The sequence below is a fragment of the Novosphingobium decolorationis genome, assembly GCF_018417475.1.
In the GTDB taxonomy this organism is placed as follows: Bacteria; Pseudomonadota; Alphaproteobacteria; order Sphingomonadales; family Sphingomonadaceae; genus Novosphingobium; species Novosphingobium decolorationis.
The window spans coordinates 983,091-997,834 of record NZ_CP054856.1 but is presented as its reverse complement, the minus strand read 5'-3'; the positions used below and the strand labels follow the sequence as shown (position 1 = coordinate 997,834).

At 65.9% G+C, this 14,744-nt stretch carries 11 protein-coding genes; 7 read left to right on the top strand and 4 right to left on the bottom strand.

Annotated features, from left to right (window positions below):
* Positions 1-110 precede the first annotated feature (110 nt).
* The 4 genes from HT578_RS04580 (at position 111) to paoC (ending at position 6,500) form a co-directional block, all read left to right on the top strand.
* The gene (locus tag HT578_RS04580) at positions 111-2,387 is read left to right on the top strand and encodes an FdhF/YdeP family oxidoreductase (RefSeq protein ID WP_213502342.1); all 2,277 of its coding nucleotides are present in this window, start codon (positions 111-113) and stop codon (positions 2,385-2,387) included.
* Between the two features lie 317 nt (positions 2,388-2,704).
* Positions 2,705-3,349 carry an aldehyde dehydrogenase iron-sulfur subunit PaoA gene (gene paoA / locus HT578_RS04575; RefSeq protein WP_213502341.1) on the top strand — a complete coding sequence of 215 codons (645 nt, stop codon included), beginning with the start codon at positions 2,705-2,707 and terminating at the stop codon, positions 3,347-3,349.
* Positions 3,346-4,302 (top strand): FAD binding domain-containing protein, encoded by a 957-nt coding sequence (locus tag HT578_RS04570; protein WP_213502340.1) that lies wholly within the window; start codon positions 3,346-3,348, stop codon positions 4,300-4,302. Before paoA ends, HT578_RS04570 begins: the two co-directional genes overlap by 4 nt.
* Entirely contained in the window at positions 4,299-6,500 is a 2,202-nt protein-coding gene (gene paoC / locus HT578_RS04565; RefSeq protein WP_213502339.1) for an aldehyde oxidoreductase molybdenum-binding subunit PaoC, read from the top strand. Before HT578_RS04570 ends, paoC begins: the two co-directional genes overlap by 4 nt.
* 197 nt (positions 6,501-6,697) lie before the next feature.
* Here paoC and rlmN read toward each other — a convergent pair whose 3' ends face one another.
* Positions 6,698-8,023, bottom strand: a complete 1,326-nt coding sequence (gene rlmN, locus HT578_RS04560) for a dual-specificity RNA methyltransferase RlmN (RefSeq protein ID WP_213502338.1) — start codon at positions 8,021-8,023, stop codon at positions 6,698-6,700.
* Positions 8,024-8,264: 241 nt separating this feature from the next.
* Here rlmN and HT578_RS04555 point away from each other — a divergent pair, with 241 nt between their 5' ends.
* Entirely contained in the window at positions 8,265-8,936 is a 672-nt protein-coding gene (locus HT578_RS04555) for an outer membrane protein (protein ID WP_039392752.1), read from the top strand.
* An 81-nt stretch (positions 8,937-9,017) separates the two neighbouring features.
* Here HT578_RS04555 and HT578_RS04550 read toward each other — a convergent pair whose 3' ends face one another.
* Positions 9,018-9,527 (bottom strand): hypothetical protein, encoded by a 510-nt coding sequence (locus tag HT578_RS04550; protein ID WP_338422166.1) that lies wholly within the window; start codon positions 9,525-9,527, stop codon positions 9,018-9,020.
* On the bottom strand, positions 9,524-10,018 hold the full coding sequence (locus HT578_RS04545) for a GreA/GreB family elongation factor (protein WP_039392753.1): 495 nt from the start codon (positions 10,016-10,018) through the stop codon (positions 9,524-9,526). The genes HT578_RS04550 and HT578_RS04545 overlap by 4 nt, the downstream gene beginning before the upstream one ends.
* A 124-nt stretch (positions 10,019-10,142) precedes the next feature.
* Between HT578_RS04545 and HT578_RS04540 the strand changes: the two genes are divergently transcribed.
* The gene (locus tag HT578_RS04540; protein ID WP_213502337.1) at positions 10,143-11,567 is read left to right on the top strand and encodes a glycoside hydrolase family 27 protein; all 1,425 of its coding nucleotides are present in this window, start codon (positions 10,143-10,145) and stop codon (positions 11,565-11,567) included.
* Positions 11,568-11,714: 147 nt separating this feature from the next.
* Here the strand turns inward: HT578_RS04540 and HT578_RS04535 are convergent, their stop codons facing one another.
* On the bottom strand, positions 11,715-13,691 hold the full coding sequence (locus tag HT578_RS04535) for a lytic transglycosylase domain-containing protein (RefSeq protein WP_213502336.1): 1,977 nt from the start codon (positions 13,689-13,691) through the stop codon (positions 11,715-11,717).
* A 103-nt stretch (positions 13,692-13,794) separates the two neighbouring features.
* Between HT578_RS04535 and dapA the strand changes: the two genes are divergently transcribed.
* Entirely contained in the window at positions 13,795-14,676 is an 882-nt protein-coding gene (dapA, locus tag HT578_RS04530) for a 4-hydroxy-tetrahydrodipicolinate synthase (protein ID WP_039392755.1), read from the top strand.
* Positions 14,677-14,744 lie beyond the last annotated feature (68 nt).

Below are 14,744 nucleotides of genomic sequence, written 5' to 3'. Positions count from 1 at the left end.
TGGCAGTTCCTATACCATTGGAATGCTTACCCCTTGCGGGCTCTTTGCGAAACGTGGAACCAACGCTAGGCATCGCGCATTGCGCGCACAGGACGATCGGGAGAATACGAATGACGAAGGCCCCCAAAGTGCAGGGTTACAAGGGTTCGGCAGGGGGCTGGGGATCGCTCAAGGGTATCTCGCGCATCGAGCGCTCGCAGAAGGCGGGGCCTTCCGTGCTCGACACTCTGCGCCAGCTCAACAAGCCGGGCGGCACGATGTGTACCTCGTGCGCGTGGGTGAAGTCGGAGAAGCCCAAGCCCTTCGAATTCTGTGAAAATGGCGCCAAGGCCACCTTGTGGGACCTGACCACTGACCGCTGCTCGCCCGAATTCTTCGCCCGGCACACCGTCAGCGAACTGGCGATGTGGTCGGACTACGAGCTGGAGATGGAAGGGCGCCTGACGCACCCCATGCGCTACGAGCCCGAGGTTGATCGCTACGTTCCGACCAGTTGGGAGGAGGCGTTCAAGGCCATCGGCGCCAAGCTGCGCACGCTCGACCCCAAGGGGGTGACTTTCTACGCCAGCGGCAAGGCCGCGCTTGAGCCCAGCTACCTCTACGCGATCTTCGCGCGCATGTACGGCCACAACAACCTGCCCGACAGCTCCAACATGTGCCACGAGACGACCTCGGTCGCGCTCAAGAAGGTTGTCGGATCGCCGGTCGGCACCTGCCAGATGGAGGATTTCGAGCACTGCGACGCGATCTTCTACATGGGGCAGAACCCGGGGACGAACTCTCCGCGCATCCTCCATCCCTTGCAGAAGGCGGTGAAGCGCGGGTGCAAGATCGTCGTCTTCAATCCCTTGAAGGAAAAGGCACTTACCGAGTTTCGCAGCCCCCAGAACCCGCTGCAGATGACCTTCGGCAAGGCCACGAAGATGAGCCAGCTCTACCTGCAGGTGCGCCCGGGCGGCGATATCGCGGCGCTGATGGGCACGATGAAGCGCGTTCTCGAACGCGACGAGGAAGCCAAGGCGCGCGGAAGCCGGCGCGTTCTCGACACTGCCTTCCTCGAACAGCACACCAACGGCCTTGAGAGCCTGCTGGAGAAGCTGGCCGCCACGAACTGGGATGAACTGGAAGAGGCCAGCGGCGTCACCCGCGCCGAGATGGAAGCCGCTGGCGACATCTATGCCGATGCCACGAAGGTCATCGGCATCTACGGCATGGGCCTGACCCAACATGTCCACGGCAACCAGGCCATCGGCATGCTGGTCAACCTGCTGCTGCTGGGCGGCAACATGGGCCGTCAGGGCGCCGGCTGCTCGCCGATCCGCGGGCACTCCAACGTGCAGGGCCAGCGCACCGTCGGCATCACCGAGAAGGTCGCGCTCGCCCCGGTCGCGAAGTACCGCGAGGTGCTGGACCTGGAGACGCCGCAGGAAGACGGGCACACCACCGTCGAGTTCCTGGAGGCGCTGCTGGCGGGCACCAACACCGGCTTCATCGGGCTGGGCGGCAATCTGGCACGCGCAATCCCCGATCATGACCGGGTCTATCCGGCCTGGCGCAACATGGAATTGACCGTCCACGTCGCGACCAAACTCAACAAGACGCACTGCATGCCGGGCAAGGAAGCCTGGCTGCTGCCCTGCCTTGTCCGCGCCGAAGAGGACATCCAGGCGACCGGCAACCAGTGGGTCTCGATGGAGGACAGCTTCAGCCACGTCTCGGCCTCCAAGGGCAAGCGCAAGCCCGCCAGCGAGCACCTGATGAGCGAGACCGCGATCATCTGCGAGATCGCCAAGGCCACGCTCGATCCGAACCCGAAGTGGCAATGGGACGCCTGGCGCGGCGACTATGCGCGCATCCGAGACCTCATCGCGCGGACCTATCCTGATCAGTTCTACGAGATGAACACGCGCATGCACGAGCCGAGCGGCTTCTACCGGGGCAATCCGGCGCATGAGCGGATCTGGAAGACCGAAAGCGGCAAGGCCGAGTTCACCACGCCCAGCGTTCTCAACGCCTGCGGCATTCGCGGCAATCCGGGCGGTATGCACCTTGTCACGCTGCGCTCGAACGACCAGTTCAACACCACGATCTACGGCTTCTCCGACCGCCTGCGCGGGCTGGAAGGCAACCGCATGATCGTGCTGGTCAGCCCCGAGGAAATGGCACGCCTGGGCCTTCACGAATACCAGCAGGTCTCGCTCGTCACCGAAGTGGACGACAATATCGAGCGCCGCGTTTCGGGCTTGTCGGTGCGCGCTTACGATCTGCCCAAGGGGGCGGTGGTCGGCTACTTCCCCGAGCTCAATCCGCTGGTGCCGCTGTGGTACCATGACGAGCTGGCCAAGGTCCCCGCAAGCAAGGGCATTCCGGTCCGTATCGAGCCCTGAGGGCGCCCGTGCGCCGCCCCGGTGCGGGCGACTCATCGCTGCGATGAAAAATTTGCAGTGTCGTTTCGCGCGCAATTGCGGAACGAAGGCGCCTCACGCGCATTAGCACATGCGAGGGGCCCCGGACCTTGATGGGGTTCGGAGCCCTTTCGTTTTTTGGCACCGGAGCCACGTGCTTGCGATGCCTGCGGGCACACAGACAGGAAAATACGCGCATCGGGCGCATGAAGACGGGTCGCCTGCGCCTTGCAAGGAGGCGTGGACCGGGTTTCGCTCCCGAAAATACGTGCGCGGCACAGGACGGAGAAGCTTTCCCGATGGATCAACCCGACTATTTCTCGGTGTCCCGGCGCGGCGTGCTCGCCAGCGGCGCGGCAGGGCTGGCAGCCGGATCGATTTCGCCACAGGTCGCCTTTGCGGCCTCCACTCCCGTCGCGGAAAGGGCTATCGCGATGCAGACCGTTTCAATGCGGATCAACGGCAAGAGCGAGACGCTCGAACTCGACACGCGCACCACGCTGCTCGACGCTCTGCGCGAGCACGTCAAGCTGACCGGCACCAAGAAGGGCTGCGATCACGGCCAGTGCGGGGCCTGCACGGTGATCGTGAATGGCGAGCGCATCAATTCCTGCCTCAGCCTTGCGGTCATGCACGAGGGCGATGAGGTCACCACCATCGAAGGCCTCGGTACGCCTGAGAATCTCCACCCCATGCAGGCTGCCTTCGTGAAGCACGATGGCTACCAGTGCGGATACTGCACCCCGGGCCAGATCTGCTCGGCTGTCGCGGTCCTCAAGGAAATCACCGATGGCGTTCCCAGCCACGTCAGCGCCGAACTGACCGGACCGATGGAAGCCAGCAACATCGAGATGCGCGAACGCATGAGCGGCAACATCTGCCGCTGCGGCGCCTATTCCAACATCGCCGAAGCCATGGCCGAAGTCGCAGGAGCGCGCGTATGAAGCCCTTCAGCTACGAACGCGTTTCGAGCCCCGCCGAAGCGGCCGCCGCAGCGGCGCGGGCAGGCGGCGCCAAGTTCATCGCCGGGGGGACCAACCTCCTCGACCTGATGAAGCTCGAGATCGAAACCCCGCGCCATCTTGTCGACGTGACGGGAACCGGGCTCGATGAGATCACCGAAACCGACGAGGGTGGCCTGCGCATCGGTGCGCTTGTCAGCAACACGGCGCTGGCCAGCGACGAGCGGGTCAAGCGCGACTACGCCGTCCTTTCGCGCGCCATTGTGGCGGGTGCCTCGGGGCAGCTGCGCAACAAGGCGACGACGGGCGGCAACCTGCTCCAGCGCACCCGCTGCCCCTATTTCTACGACACCAACCAGGCCTGCAACAAGCGCAAGCCCGGTAGCGGCTGCGCGGCCAAGGAGGGCGTCAGCCGCCAGCTTGGCATTGTCGGTGTCAGCGATGCCTGCATCGCGACCTATCCGGGCGATATGGCCGTGGCGCTGCGCGTGCTCGACGCGGTGGTGGAAACGGTCAAGGCCGACGGCACGACCCGCGCCATCCCGCTGGGCGAATTCCACCGCCTCTGGGGCGACACCCCGCACATCGAGACCGTGCTGGAGCCGGGTGAGATGATCACCGCGGTAACCCTGGCCAAGCCCCTTGGCGGCACGCATATCTACCACAAGGTGCGCGACCGCCGCTCCTACGCCTTCGCGCTGGTTTCGGTTGCCGCCGTGCTTGACGCGGATGGCAAGGGCCGGGTGGCTATCGGTGGCATCGCTCCACGCCCCTGGCGTGTCGAGGCGGCCGATGCAGCGCTGCCTGATGTGAAGGCTGCCGCGCGCGCGCTAACGCAGGGGGCCAGCCCCACCGATCAGAACGCGTTCAAGATCGCCCTTGTCGAGCGCACGCTCGCGGGCGTCATGGCCAAGGCACGAGGAGAGGCGGCATGAAGTACACCACCCCCGCAGGCGACACCGTCATCGACCGCCAGCGCGTTGTCGGTCAGCCCACCACCCGTATCGATGGCCCGCTCAAGGTGACCGGCCACGCGCCCTACGCCTATGAGCGCCACGACGTCGCGGCGAACCAGGCCTATGGCTATATCGTGCCCTCGGCCATCGCCAAGGGCCGCGTGCGCAGCATGGATCTGGCCGAGGCCAAGGCGCAGCCCGGCGTCATCACCATCCTGACGACGACCGAGGTCGACGAACTTCCGCTGGGCATGGGGCACACCGTGCCGCTGTTCGGCGGTTCGGAAATCCGTTTCTACCACCAGGCGCTCGCGCTCGTGGTGGCCGAGACCTTCGAGCAGGCCCGCGCGGCGGCCAAGCTCGTGCGCGTCGATTATGAGCGCACGCCTGGCAACCACGATTTCCACGCACTTGCCCCCGATGCCCCGCTCGTCGAAGGCTCGGACGGTCCCGACGTCAGCAAGGTCGGTGACTTCGAGGCGGCCTACGCCTCGGCGCCGGTCACGATCGACGTGACCTACGAGACCCCGCACGAGAGCCACGCGATGATGGAGCCTCACGCCAGCATCGCGGCGTGGGAGGGTGAGAAGCTCACCATCTGGACGTCGAACCAGATGATCGCCTGGAGCAAGCAGGCGGTTGCCGAGATGCTCGATCTCGATCCGGCCAATGTCCGTCTGGACAGTCCGTTTCTGGGCGGCGGCTTCGGTGCCAAGCTGTTCGTGCGTGTCGATGCGGTCGTGGCCGCGCTGGCCGCGAAGAAGGCGGGCCGTCCGGTCAAGGTCATGCTCGACCGTCCGCTGGTGTTCAACAACACCACGCACCGTTCGGCCACGATCCAGCGCCTGCGCTTTGGCGCCGAGCGCGATGGGCGCCTGACCGCGATCTCGCACGAGTGCACCTCGGGCAATCTCGCAGGCCAGGAAGGCGAAAACGGCGTTGCCCAGACACGCCTTCTTTATGCCGGGGCTAACCGCTACACCGCGCAGCGCATTGCCCGGCTCGATCTGCCCGAAGCGAACGCGATGCGCGCGCCGGGCGAGACGGCGGGTCTCATGGCGCTGGAAGGCGCGATGGACGAGCTGGCCGAAAAGCTGGGCATGGACCCGGTCGAACTGCGCATCGTCAACGACACACAGGTCGATCCCGAGACGCCCAACCGTCCCTATTCGAGCCGCATGATGGTCGAATGCCTGCGCCGCGGCGCCGAGGCTTTTGGCTGGGACATGCGCAACACGACGCCGGGCGGCATGCGCGAAGGGCGCTGGCTGATTGGCCACGGCATGGCCGTGGGCTTCCGCAATTCGGTCCAGATGAAGTCGGCGGCGCGCGTGCGCCTGTCGGGCAACGGCAAGCTGACGGTCGAGACCGACATGACCGACATCGGCACCGGCTCCTACACCATCCTTGCCCAGACCGCGGCGGAGATGCTGGGGCTGCCGCTGGAGGACGTCACCGTCACGCTGGGCGATTCCGACATGCCAGCCTCGTGCGGTTCGGGCGGCCAGTGGGGCGCGCAGAACTCGACCTCGGGCGTCTATGCGGCCTGCGTGAAGCTGCGCGAGGACATCGCGGAGCGTTTCGCGATGGACCCCACCACGGCGGAATTTGCCGATGGCGAAATCCGCGCCGGGGGTGAGAGCTGCAAACTCACCGAGGCCACCGCCTCGGGCGAGATCGTGGCGGAAGATTCGGTCGAGTACGACGAACTTTCCCAGAAGTACCAGCAGTCGACCTTTGCCGGGCACTTCGTGGAGATCGCGGTCGATGCCTACACGGGGGAGACCTACGTGCGCCGCATGCTGGCGGCCTGCGCAGCCGGGCGCATCCTCAACCCGATCTCGGCGCGCAGCCAGGTGATCGGCGCGATGACGATGGGCGTGGGCGGCGCGCTGACCGAGGAACTGGCGGTCGACACCCGCTTCGGCTTTTTCGTCAACCACGACCTTGCCGGGTACGAAGTGCCGGTGCACGCCGACATCCCGCACCAGGAAGTGATCTTCCTCGACGAGCTCGACGCCATTGCCTCGCCGATGAAGGCCAAGGGCGTGGGCGAACTGGGCCTGTGCGGCGTAGGCGCGGCGGTCGCCAACGCGCTCTACAACGCAACCGGCGTGCGCGTGCGCGAGTACCCGCTGACGCTCGACAAGTATCTCGACAAGCTGCCCGCTGTCTGAGAGGGCAGAACGTACGAAAAAGGGCGGTCGGAGTGATCCGGCCGCCCTTTTTGCATGGCTGGGGAATAGATCCGAGGGCCATCGCCCTCGGGCTCCCCAAACTGTCTAGCTCACGGCCCGCGCGCCACCTTGGCCGAGACTGGTGAGGTCGCCCATTTTGGGGTCAAGGGGTGATGACCCCTTGAATCCTGTCTTCATTACTCGGGAAGCTGCGCCAGTTCCTCGACCACTTCCTTGTCCTTTTCGGCGTAGAGGCGGTCGATCTCGGCGCGGCTCATCTTCTTGGCGGCGGTCTTGAGCTGGCCGCAGGCCGCGTCGATGTCGCGCCCGCGCGGGGTGCGCACAGGTGCCGAGATACCCGCCTCGAAGACGATGTTGGAAAACGACTTGATGCGCTCGGGCGTCGAGCATTCATAGGCCGCGCCCGGCCAGGGGTTGAACGGGATGAGGTTCACCTTGGCGGGCAGCTTGTACTTCTTGAGCAGGCGGACCAGTTCGCGCGCGTCCTCGTCGCTGTCGTTCTTGTCCTTGAGCATCACGTATTCGAAGGTGATGCGCCGCGCGTTGCTGGCGCCGGGGTAGTCGGCGCAGGCCTGCAGCAGGTCCTCGATGCCGTACTTCTTGTTGATCGGCACGATCTCGTCGCGCACTTCCTTGGTCACCGCGTGAAGCGAGACTGCAAGGTTGACGCTGATTTCCTGGCCGCAACGTTCGATCTGCGGGATCACGCCCGAGGTCGAGAGCGTGATGCGGCGGCGCGAGAGGGCAAGGCCATCGCCGTCCATCACGAGCTTGAGCGCATCGCGCACGTTGTCGAAGTTGTAGAGCGGTTCGCCCATGCCCATCATCACGATGTTGGTGAGCAGGCGCCCGTCCGCGCTGTACGAGCCTTCATCCTCGTCCTCGTCGAGGCCTGCCATGGTGGCAAGGCGCGTGTCCGAGGCGGACTTGGGCCATTCGCCCAGCGCGTCACGTGCGAGCATGACCTGACCCACGATTTCGCCCACCGTCAGGTTGCGCACGAGGCGCATCGTGCCGGTGTGGCAGAAGCGGCAGTTCAGCGTGCAGCCGACCTGCGAAGACACGCACAGTGTGCCGCGGTCCGCATCGGGAATGAAGACCATCTCGTAATCGTGGTTGTCGGCGGTGCGCAGCAGCCACTTGCGGGTGCCGTCACTGGAATGCTGGGCCTGCACGATTTCCGGGCGGCCGACCACGAAACGCTCGGCCAGCCAGGGGCGCATGGTCTTGGCGATGTCGGTCATCGCCTCGAACTCGGTCACGCCGCGGTGGTAGAGCCAGTGGTAGACCTGCTTGGCGCGCAGCTTGGCCGCCTTCTTGTCGAGACCGGCGGTCTCGAACAGTTCGGCGATGCGGGTCTTGGGCAGGCCGATGAGATCGGTGCGGCCATCTTCGCGCGGGGTCACCCCGTCGACCAGCGTCGGGCGCGGGACGGGCATCGGTTCGTTCGGGCCGGGGATCGTCATGATCCCCCCGGAGGGCAGGGAATTCGTGTCTGTCATGATTGAGCCCGCCTATACCCGATTTGGGGCCCGAGCGAAAGATGGCCTCGCGAACGCCGCTTCTGCCCCTTCCGTTCCCGGAATCCATCGCGCCCAAAATGCGTCTCGTCGATCCAGTGTGGCCTAAAAACATCAGTGATTTCGTTGTCTTACGTTAATGAAACTGCCTGGCTCGCTCTCGCATTTGACAGGTCCATGCGGGTCGCAACCTGCAACAGGACAACAAGACTGGAGTTTGAGAATGAAGAAGATCGTGTTTGCTCTCGCCGCCGGAACCACCGCGCTCGCAACCCCCGCGATGGCGCAGAATGTCGGTCCGGTCGGTCCCTTCGAGGGTTTCCACGTCGAGGCTCTGGGCGGCTATGACCGCGTGGAAGCCGGCAGCAGCATCGATGACATGCCCCAGTTCGACAACGACGAGGGCATGGATGGCTTCAGCTACGGCGTGGGCGCGGGTTACGACCTCAAGATTGGCGAACGCTTCGTGGTCGGCCCCGAGGCGGAAATCACCTGGTCGACCGGCGACACCGATTTCGAGGACGGCAACTTCGGTGGCTTCGGCATCGGCGATGTCAGCGCCAGCCGCGACATCTACGCGGGCCTGCGCGCGGGTTACATCGTCAGCCCTTCGACCATGATCTACGCCAAGGGTGGTTACACCAACGCCAAGTTCGACGTGAACAACGCGTTCGAAGGCACCCGCTACGAGCGCGATGTCGACGCCGACGGTTGGCGCATCGGTGCCGGTGTCGAGCAGGCGGTGACCAACAACGTCTTCGCGAAGGTCGAGTACCGCTACTCCAATTATGGCCGCGCCGAGATCGACTATGGCGCCGACATTCCCGACAGCTCGCGCTTCGATGTCGACTTCGACCGTCACCAGGTCATGGCCGGCGTGGGCGTGCGCTTCTGATCTGAACCGGTTTCACGACCACCGAGCGGAAAGGGCGGGATCGAAAGGTCTCGCCCTTTTTCGCTTTGGGGCGTCCCGGCATCAGCGCAGGCGCGCGCAGCCCAGCAGAGCGGAGTCGATGGCCGAGGCGGCGCCCTGAAGCTCCCAGGTATTGGAGAAACGCCCGCCCTTCGCGCCGGTCGCGCTCAGCGTCATGCGCGGCGCGGCGCGCATGGCCGCGATGATCGCCGCGTTCTCGGCATCGTCGACAGGCCAGGCATCGCCGCCGCCGCCGATCAGGCGAAAGCGCTCCGATCCGATCCGAAGCGAGATCGCGCTGTCCTTGGCCATCGCGCGCGAGACGCGGAAATGCAGCTGGTTGCGCTGTCCGCGCTTGGGCCAGGTGCCGATCGCGGCAAACGGCTCGTAATCGCGCCAGAGCTGGCTGGGTGCGGCCTTGGCAATGGCATAGCAGCGCGGCACCACCGGATCGCGGAACACGCCCCAGTCGCCATAGAGCCCCAGGCTCTCGCGCGCCGAGGCCGGTGTGGCGAGCGCTGCGCCACAGACCGCCCCCAACAGAGCCAGGACCATCGACCTGGCGCGTGTCACGGCAGCCGGTCTTCGGGGTAAGTGATGGTCATGACTTCCCATTCCTTCGCGCCCGACGGCAGGCGCACCGTGCGCAGGTCGCCGATGGCCGCGCCGCGAAGCGCCTTGGTGAGGGGGGCGCTCCAGCCGATGCGGCCCTGGCTGGCGTCCTGCTCATCGTCCCCGACAAGGGTCACGACCATGCGTTCGTCGTCCTCATCGGCCAGTTCGACAGTCGCGCCGAAGAAGACCTTGCCCCGCTCGACCTGGCGGGCCGGGTCGATCACGCGCACCTTCTTCATGCGCCGGGCGAGGTAGCCCAGTTCGCGGTCGATCTCGCGCATGCGCTTGCGGCCGTAGAGGTAGTCCCCGTTTTCCGAGCGGTCGCCGTTGCCCGCGGCCCACGAGACGATCTCGACGATCTCGGGGCGCTCCTTACCCAGGAGGTGGTCGTAGCGCGCGCGCAGGGCGGCAAATCCGGCAGGGGTGATCGGCGGGCCTTCGGGTTTCATGGGCCCCGTCATACGGCGCGGGAGAGGCGGGGCCAAGATGGCTTGCGATCTTCGTCCCCGGCTTGCGATCCGGTTATTAGTCGGACAAAAGGTGCGGGAGAGTTCACGGGAGCAAGGACCGGACATGACGAAGACGAGCATCGACCTTTCGCGCCGCAAGGCCCTCCAGGCCGCAGCGGGCCTTTCCGGCGTCGTCGCGGGCGCGGTGTCGCTGTCTGCCCTCGCAGCGACAGGGGCAAAGGGGCAGGCGAAAGGTGGCGCGGGTGCGCAGGCGGGCACGCTGGCCCCGGTCACCGATCTCGCGCCGAGGCCGCCGATGGGCTGGAACAGCTGGAACAGCTTTGCGGGCACGATCAACGAGGAGCAGTGCCTTGAAACGGCGGCCATCATGGCCGAGAAGCTGCTGCCCTTCGGCTACGATGTCTTCACCGTGGATATCCAGTGGTACGAGCCCGACGCGACGAGCTACTCCTACAATCCCAACCCGGTGCCCGCGCTCGATGCCCATGCACGTCTCCAGCCTGCACCCAATCGCTTCCCGTCCGCCAGGGAGGGGCAGGGCTTCGCGCCGCTGGCCGCCAAGGTCCATGCACTCGGTCTCAAGTTCGGCATCCACGTCATGCGCGGGATCGCGCGCCATGCCGTGAAGCTGGACCTGCCGATCGAGGGCACGCCCTACACCGCACGCGACATCGCCGATACCTCCAGCGTCTGCCCATGGAACCCGGACATGTACGGCGTCGACATGACCAGGCCCGGCGCGCAGGAGTACTACGACGGGCTTTTCCGGATGTACGCGAGCTGGGGCGTCGACTTCATCAAGATGGACGACATGAGCCGCCCCTACGATGCCCATGCGCCCGAAATCGAGGCGGCGGCCAAGGCCATTGCACGTTGCGGCCGTCCGATGGTGCTCAGCCTCTCGCCGGGCGAGACGCCGGTGCCGCGTGGAGGCCATGTGCGCCAGCACGCGCAGATGTGGCGCATCTCGGACGACTTCTGGGACGATTGGGGCCTGCTTGCCGCGCAGTTCACCCGGCTCGAGAACTGGAACATGTGGATGGGGCCGGGCTCCTGGCCGGATGCTGACATGCTGCCGCTCGGGCGCCTCGCGCTGGGTGACCGGGACACCAAGTTCACGCCCGACGAACAGGCCACGCTGATGACGCTGTGGTCGATCGCCCGCTCGCCGCTCATCATGGGCGGGGACCTGCGCTATCTTGATGCGGCGACCCTGGCGCTGCTGACCAATCCCGAGGTGCTCGGCGTCAACCAGAACTCGACCGCGAACGCGCCGCACTTCCTGGAGGACGGCCTCAAGGTCTGGACGGCGCGGGACGAGCGCGGTTTCGCGATCTACCTGGCGCTCTTCAACCTCGCGCCCGAAGCGCGCGAAGTTTCGGTCCCGCTCGACAGGGTGGGGCTTGTCGGCAGCTTCGTGCTGCGTGACCTCTGGGAACGCCAGGATAGGGGCGATGTGAAGGGCGCGGTCTCGGCGCAGCTGCCGGGGCACGGGGCGAAGCTTTATAAACTGACGCCGCTGGTTTGAAGACGAAAAGGATCATTCCGAGGGCCATCGCCCTCGGCCTCCCCAAACTGTCGACCTCACCTTTTGCGGGCCGCGCTGGCTGAGATTGGTGAGGTTCCCAGTTATGGGGTCAAGGGGCGATGGCCCCTTGAATCGTCCTTCTTTTTCTTAACCCGGCGTACGCTTGCCCATGAGCTTCGAGGTCAGGTTGGGGCCCCGATAGTCCGCCTTGTCCGGGTACATGGCATCGTAGACGGTCGCGTTCTCGAGCACGCGCATGACGTAGTTCTTGGTCTCGTAGAACGGGATCTGCTCGATCCAGTCGACCCATTCGATCTCGCCCTTGCGTGGATCGCCGTTGGCGCGCAGCCACTTGTTCACGTTGCCCGGCCCTGCGTTGTACGCGGCAATCGCCAGCGGACGGGCGCCGCCGTAGTAATCCATCATGCGCGCGAAGAAGCCGGTGCCCAGCTGGATGTTGTAGACCGGATCGGCCGTCAGCTTGTCGACCGAATAGGAAAGGCCCAGCTTGCCCGCGGTTTCGCGCGCGGTTGCGGGCATGAGCTGCATCAACCCGCGTGCGCCGGCATGGCTGATTGCGTTCTGGGCAAACTGGCTTTCCTGCCGGGTGAGGGCGTGGGCCATGGTCCAGTCCGCGCCCGAAGGGATTGGCATGGTCGGGAAGGCGACGGCGCCGAAGGCATCGTGGCCTTCGCCGTGCGCGCTCTGGCCCAGGATCACGGCCAGGTCGCGCCGGCCGATCTCGCGGGCAAGGTCGGCGACGAGCTTGTGCTCGACCTCGGTCTCGGCCTGGCCTGCGATCTCGCGGAAGAACTGGACGCCGGTGCGCCACTCGGCGCTGCGGGCCACGTCACGCACGGCCTTGGTGATGGGCCTGGCGTTGAATTCGGCGCGCTGGGCCGGTGTGGGCTGCGCGCTGGAGCGGGTATCGAGATCGGGCAGCGGACGGCCAAGGCGTTCGAGCGAGAGCTGGCCGTAGAAATAGTGCGGGTACTGCGCGGCCATCTCGAAGTAGCGGCGTGCGCCGCTTTCATCGCCCGCCTTGGAGAGCGCGCGTCCGGCCCAGTAGAAGCCCTTGGAGCGGGTGCCGGGTGTCTGCGCGGCTGCACCGTATCGGTAGAACAGCGGCGCGGCGCGGCGCGCATCGCCCAGCGACCACAGCGCCTTGGTTCCGCCCAGCCATACCAGCGAAGTGTAATCGTCGCGCAGGCGGTAGGAGAGACGGGAGATGTCGGTTCCGGGCGCGAAGGCATCGTCGATCGAGGCGGCGATGGCGACCGCGTTCGACGGGCCGGTGCCGCGTGCGGCGGTCAGAAGTTCGCGCACCCATTTTTCGGGCTCGGGCACCGGCCCGCGCAGCTTGGGGCGATCGACGAGAAAGGCGATCGCGCCGGGCAGGTCGCCGTTGCGACGCGCCTGCGAGACGCGGTTGAAGGCGTAGCCGGGATCGGTCGTGACATCGCTGGGAAGATCCAGGCCGAGCGTGCCGGGCGCGGTTCCCTGGAGCAGGGCGAGGCGCTCCATGAAAACGGCGCGGCGCGCAGGGGAGACGAACGAGATCTGCCGTTCGGCCTGCGGTGTCTGGCCCTGCCACAGGAGCGCATCCATGCGCGCGTCGTGATCGGCCGGGGTAAACTGGTTCCGGTAGAGGGAGAGCAGGGTGGTTTCCGCGTTCTCGGTCAGGTCGCCGCCGCGCCAGGCCGCGCGGGCCTTGTCGAGAGCGTCGTCGCGGCGCACGGCGGCGAGCGCGGTGGCATAACGGCCAGCCGCTTCGTTGCCGAGCGGAGGGAAGCGGTCAAAGAAGGAGAGCACGGTGCGCGGCTCAGGCGATTCGCGCAGCATCGCCTTTTCGGCGTAGCCGCGAATCTTCTCTTCCTGCGGATAGCCCGGATAGGTGAGCAGGAAGCTGGCGTAAGTCCCGAAATCGAGTCGGTCGCTGGCCACCACGCGGCGCCAATCGTCGATTGATTGGTGGACGCGAATGTCGATGTCCTGGGACTGGCGGGCCCGCGCAAGGTCCCATTCCCGGGCCTCCTGGGCCGTTTCCTGGGCCATGGAGGGCGAGGGGAGTGCGCCGAGCGCAACCGTCGCCAGGAGAGAAGAAACTCGCAACATACTGGACATCGTGGAGGGTGGCTCCTTATCAGGCCCTGAACGTAAGGCTTGGCGGCGGGACATGTTCCCGCTGGCTGATCCGAACACTTGCGCATCACTAGGGGTAAAGTCCATGTTCTCGGGGTCCATACCGGCACTTGTCACACCGTTTCGCGACGGTGCGTTCGATGAAGCGGCGTTTCGCCGCCTGGTCGACTGGCAGATCGAAAGCGGTTCCTCGGCGCTCGTGCCGTGCGGCACGACGGGTGAGAATTCCACGCTTTCCAACGCCGAGCACCACCGCGTCATTGAAGTCTGCATCGAGCAGGCCGCGGGCCGGGTTCCGGTCATTGCGGGCTGCGGCAGCAACGACACGATGAACGCACTTCTCCACATGAATTTCTCGAAGAAGTGCGGGGCCACCGCGGCCCTCGTGGTCGCGCCCTACTACAACAAGCCGAGCCAGGAAGGCCTCTTCGCGCACTTCGCCTATCTGGCCGAGCATGCCGAGCTGCCGATCCTGCTCTACAACGTGCCGGGCCGCACGGTCTCGGACCTCAAGCCCGAGACCGTGTGCGAGCTGGCGCGCCGCTATCCCGGCAAGATCATCGGCATCAAGGATGCAAGCGGCGACCTCAGCCGCGTGACCGACCACCGCATGGGGATCGGCAAGGACTTCTGCATGCTTTCGGGCGATGATGAACTGGCGCTGCCCTTCAACGCGGCGGGCGGTTCGGGCTGCATCTCGGTGACGGCGAACGTCGCACCGGCCCTGTGCGCCGAGTTCCAGGCGGCCTGTGCGGCCAATGATCTGGCCCGTGCGCGCGAACTCAACGACAAGCTCTACCCGCTGCACTACGCCATGTTTGAGGACAGCTCGCCGGGGCCGTGCAAGTATGCGCTGGCGCAGGTCCACGACTGGATGGAGAACGAACTGCGCCTGCCGCTCGTCCCCTGCAACGACACCGCCCGCAAGGCCGTGGACGAAGCGCTGGTTCACGCCGGACTGCTCTGAGCCTACAGGCCAGACACTGAAAATGAAAAAGGGGGCGCCGCAAGGTCGCCCCCTTCTTTGTGTGCCGG

What these genes read in the sequence shown, in the direction of transcription:
- HT578_RS04580 (WP_213502342.1), top strand. Translation starts at nt 111, where the DNA reads ATGACGAAGGCCCCCAAAGTGCAGGGTTACAAGGGTTCGGCAGGGGGC.
- rlmN (WP_213502338.1), bottom strand. Translation starts at nt 8,023, where the DNA reads ATGACAGACACGAATTCCCTGCCCTCCGGGGGGATCATGACGATCCCC.
- HT578_RS04545 (WP_039392753.1), bottom strand. Translation starts at nt 10,018, where the DNA reads ATGAAACCCGAAGGCCCGCCGATCACCCCTGCCGGATTTGCCGCCCTG.
- HT578_RS04570 (WP_213502340.1), top strand. Translation starts at nt 3,346, where the DNA reads ATGAAGCCCTTCAGCTACGAACGCGTTTCGAGCCCCGCCGAAGCGGCC.
- dapA (WP_039392755.1), top strand. Translation starts at nt 13,795, where the DNA reads ATGTTCTCGGGGTCCATACCGGCACTTGTCACACCGTTTCGCGACGGT.
- HT578_RS04555 (WP_039392752.1), top strand. Translation starts at nt 8,265, where the DNA reads ATGAAGAAGATCGTGTTTGCTCTCGCCGCCGGAACCACCGCGCTCGCA.
- HT578_RS04535 (WP_213502336.1), bottom strand. Translation starts at nt 13,691, where the DNA reads ATGTCCAGTATGTTGCGAGTTTCTTCTCTCCTGGCGACGGTTGCGCTC.
- paoC (WP_213502339.1), top strand. Translation starts at nt 4,299, where the DNA reads ATGAAGTACACCACCCCCGCAGGCGACACCGTCATCGACCGCCAGCGC.
- HT578_RS04540 (WP_213502337.1), top strand. Translation starts at nt 10,143, where the DNA reads ATGACGAAGACGAGCATCGACCTTTCGCGCCGCAAGGCCCTCCAGGCC.
- paoA (WP_213502341.1), top strand. Translation starts at nt 2,705, where the DNA reads ATGGATCAACCCGACTATTTCTCGGTGTCCCGGCGCGGCGTGCTCGCC.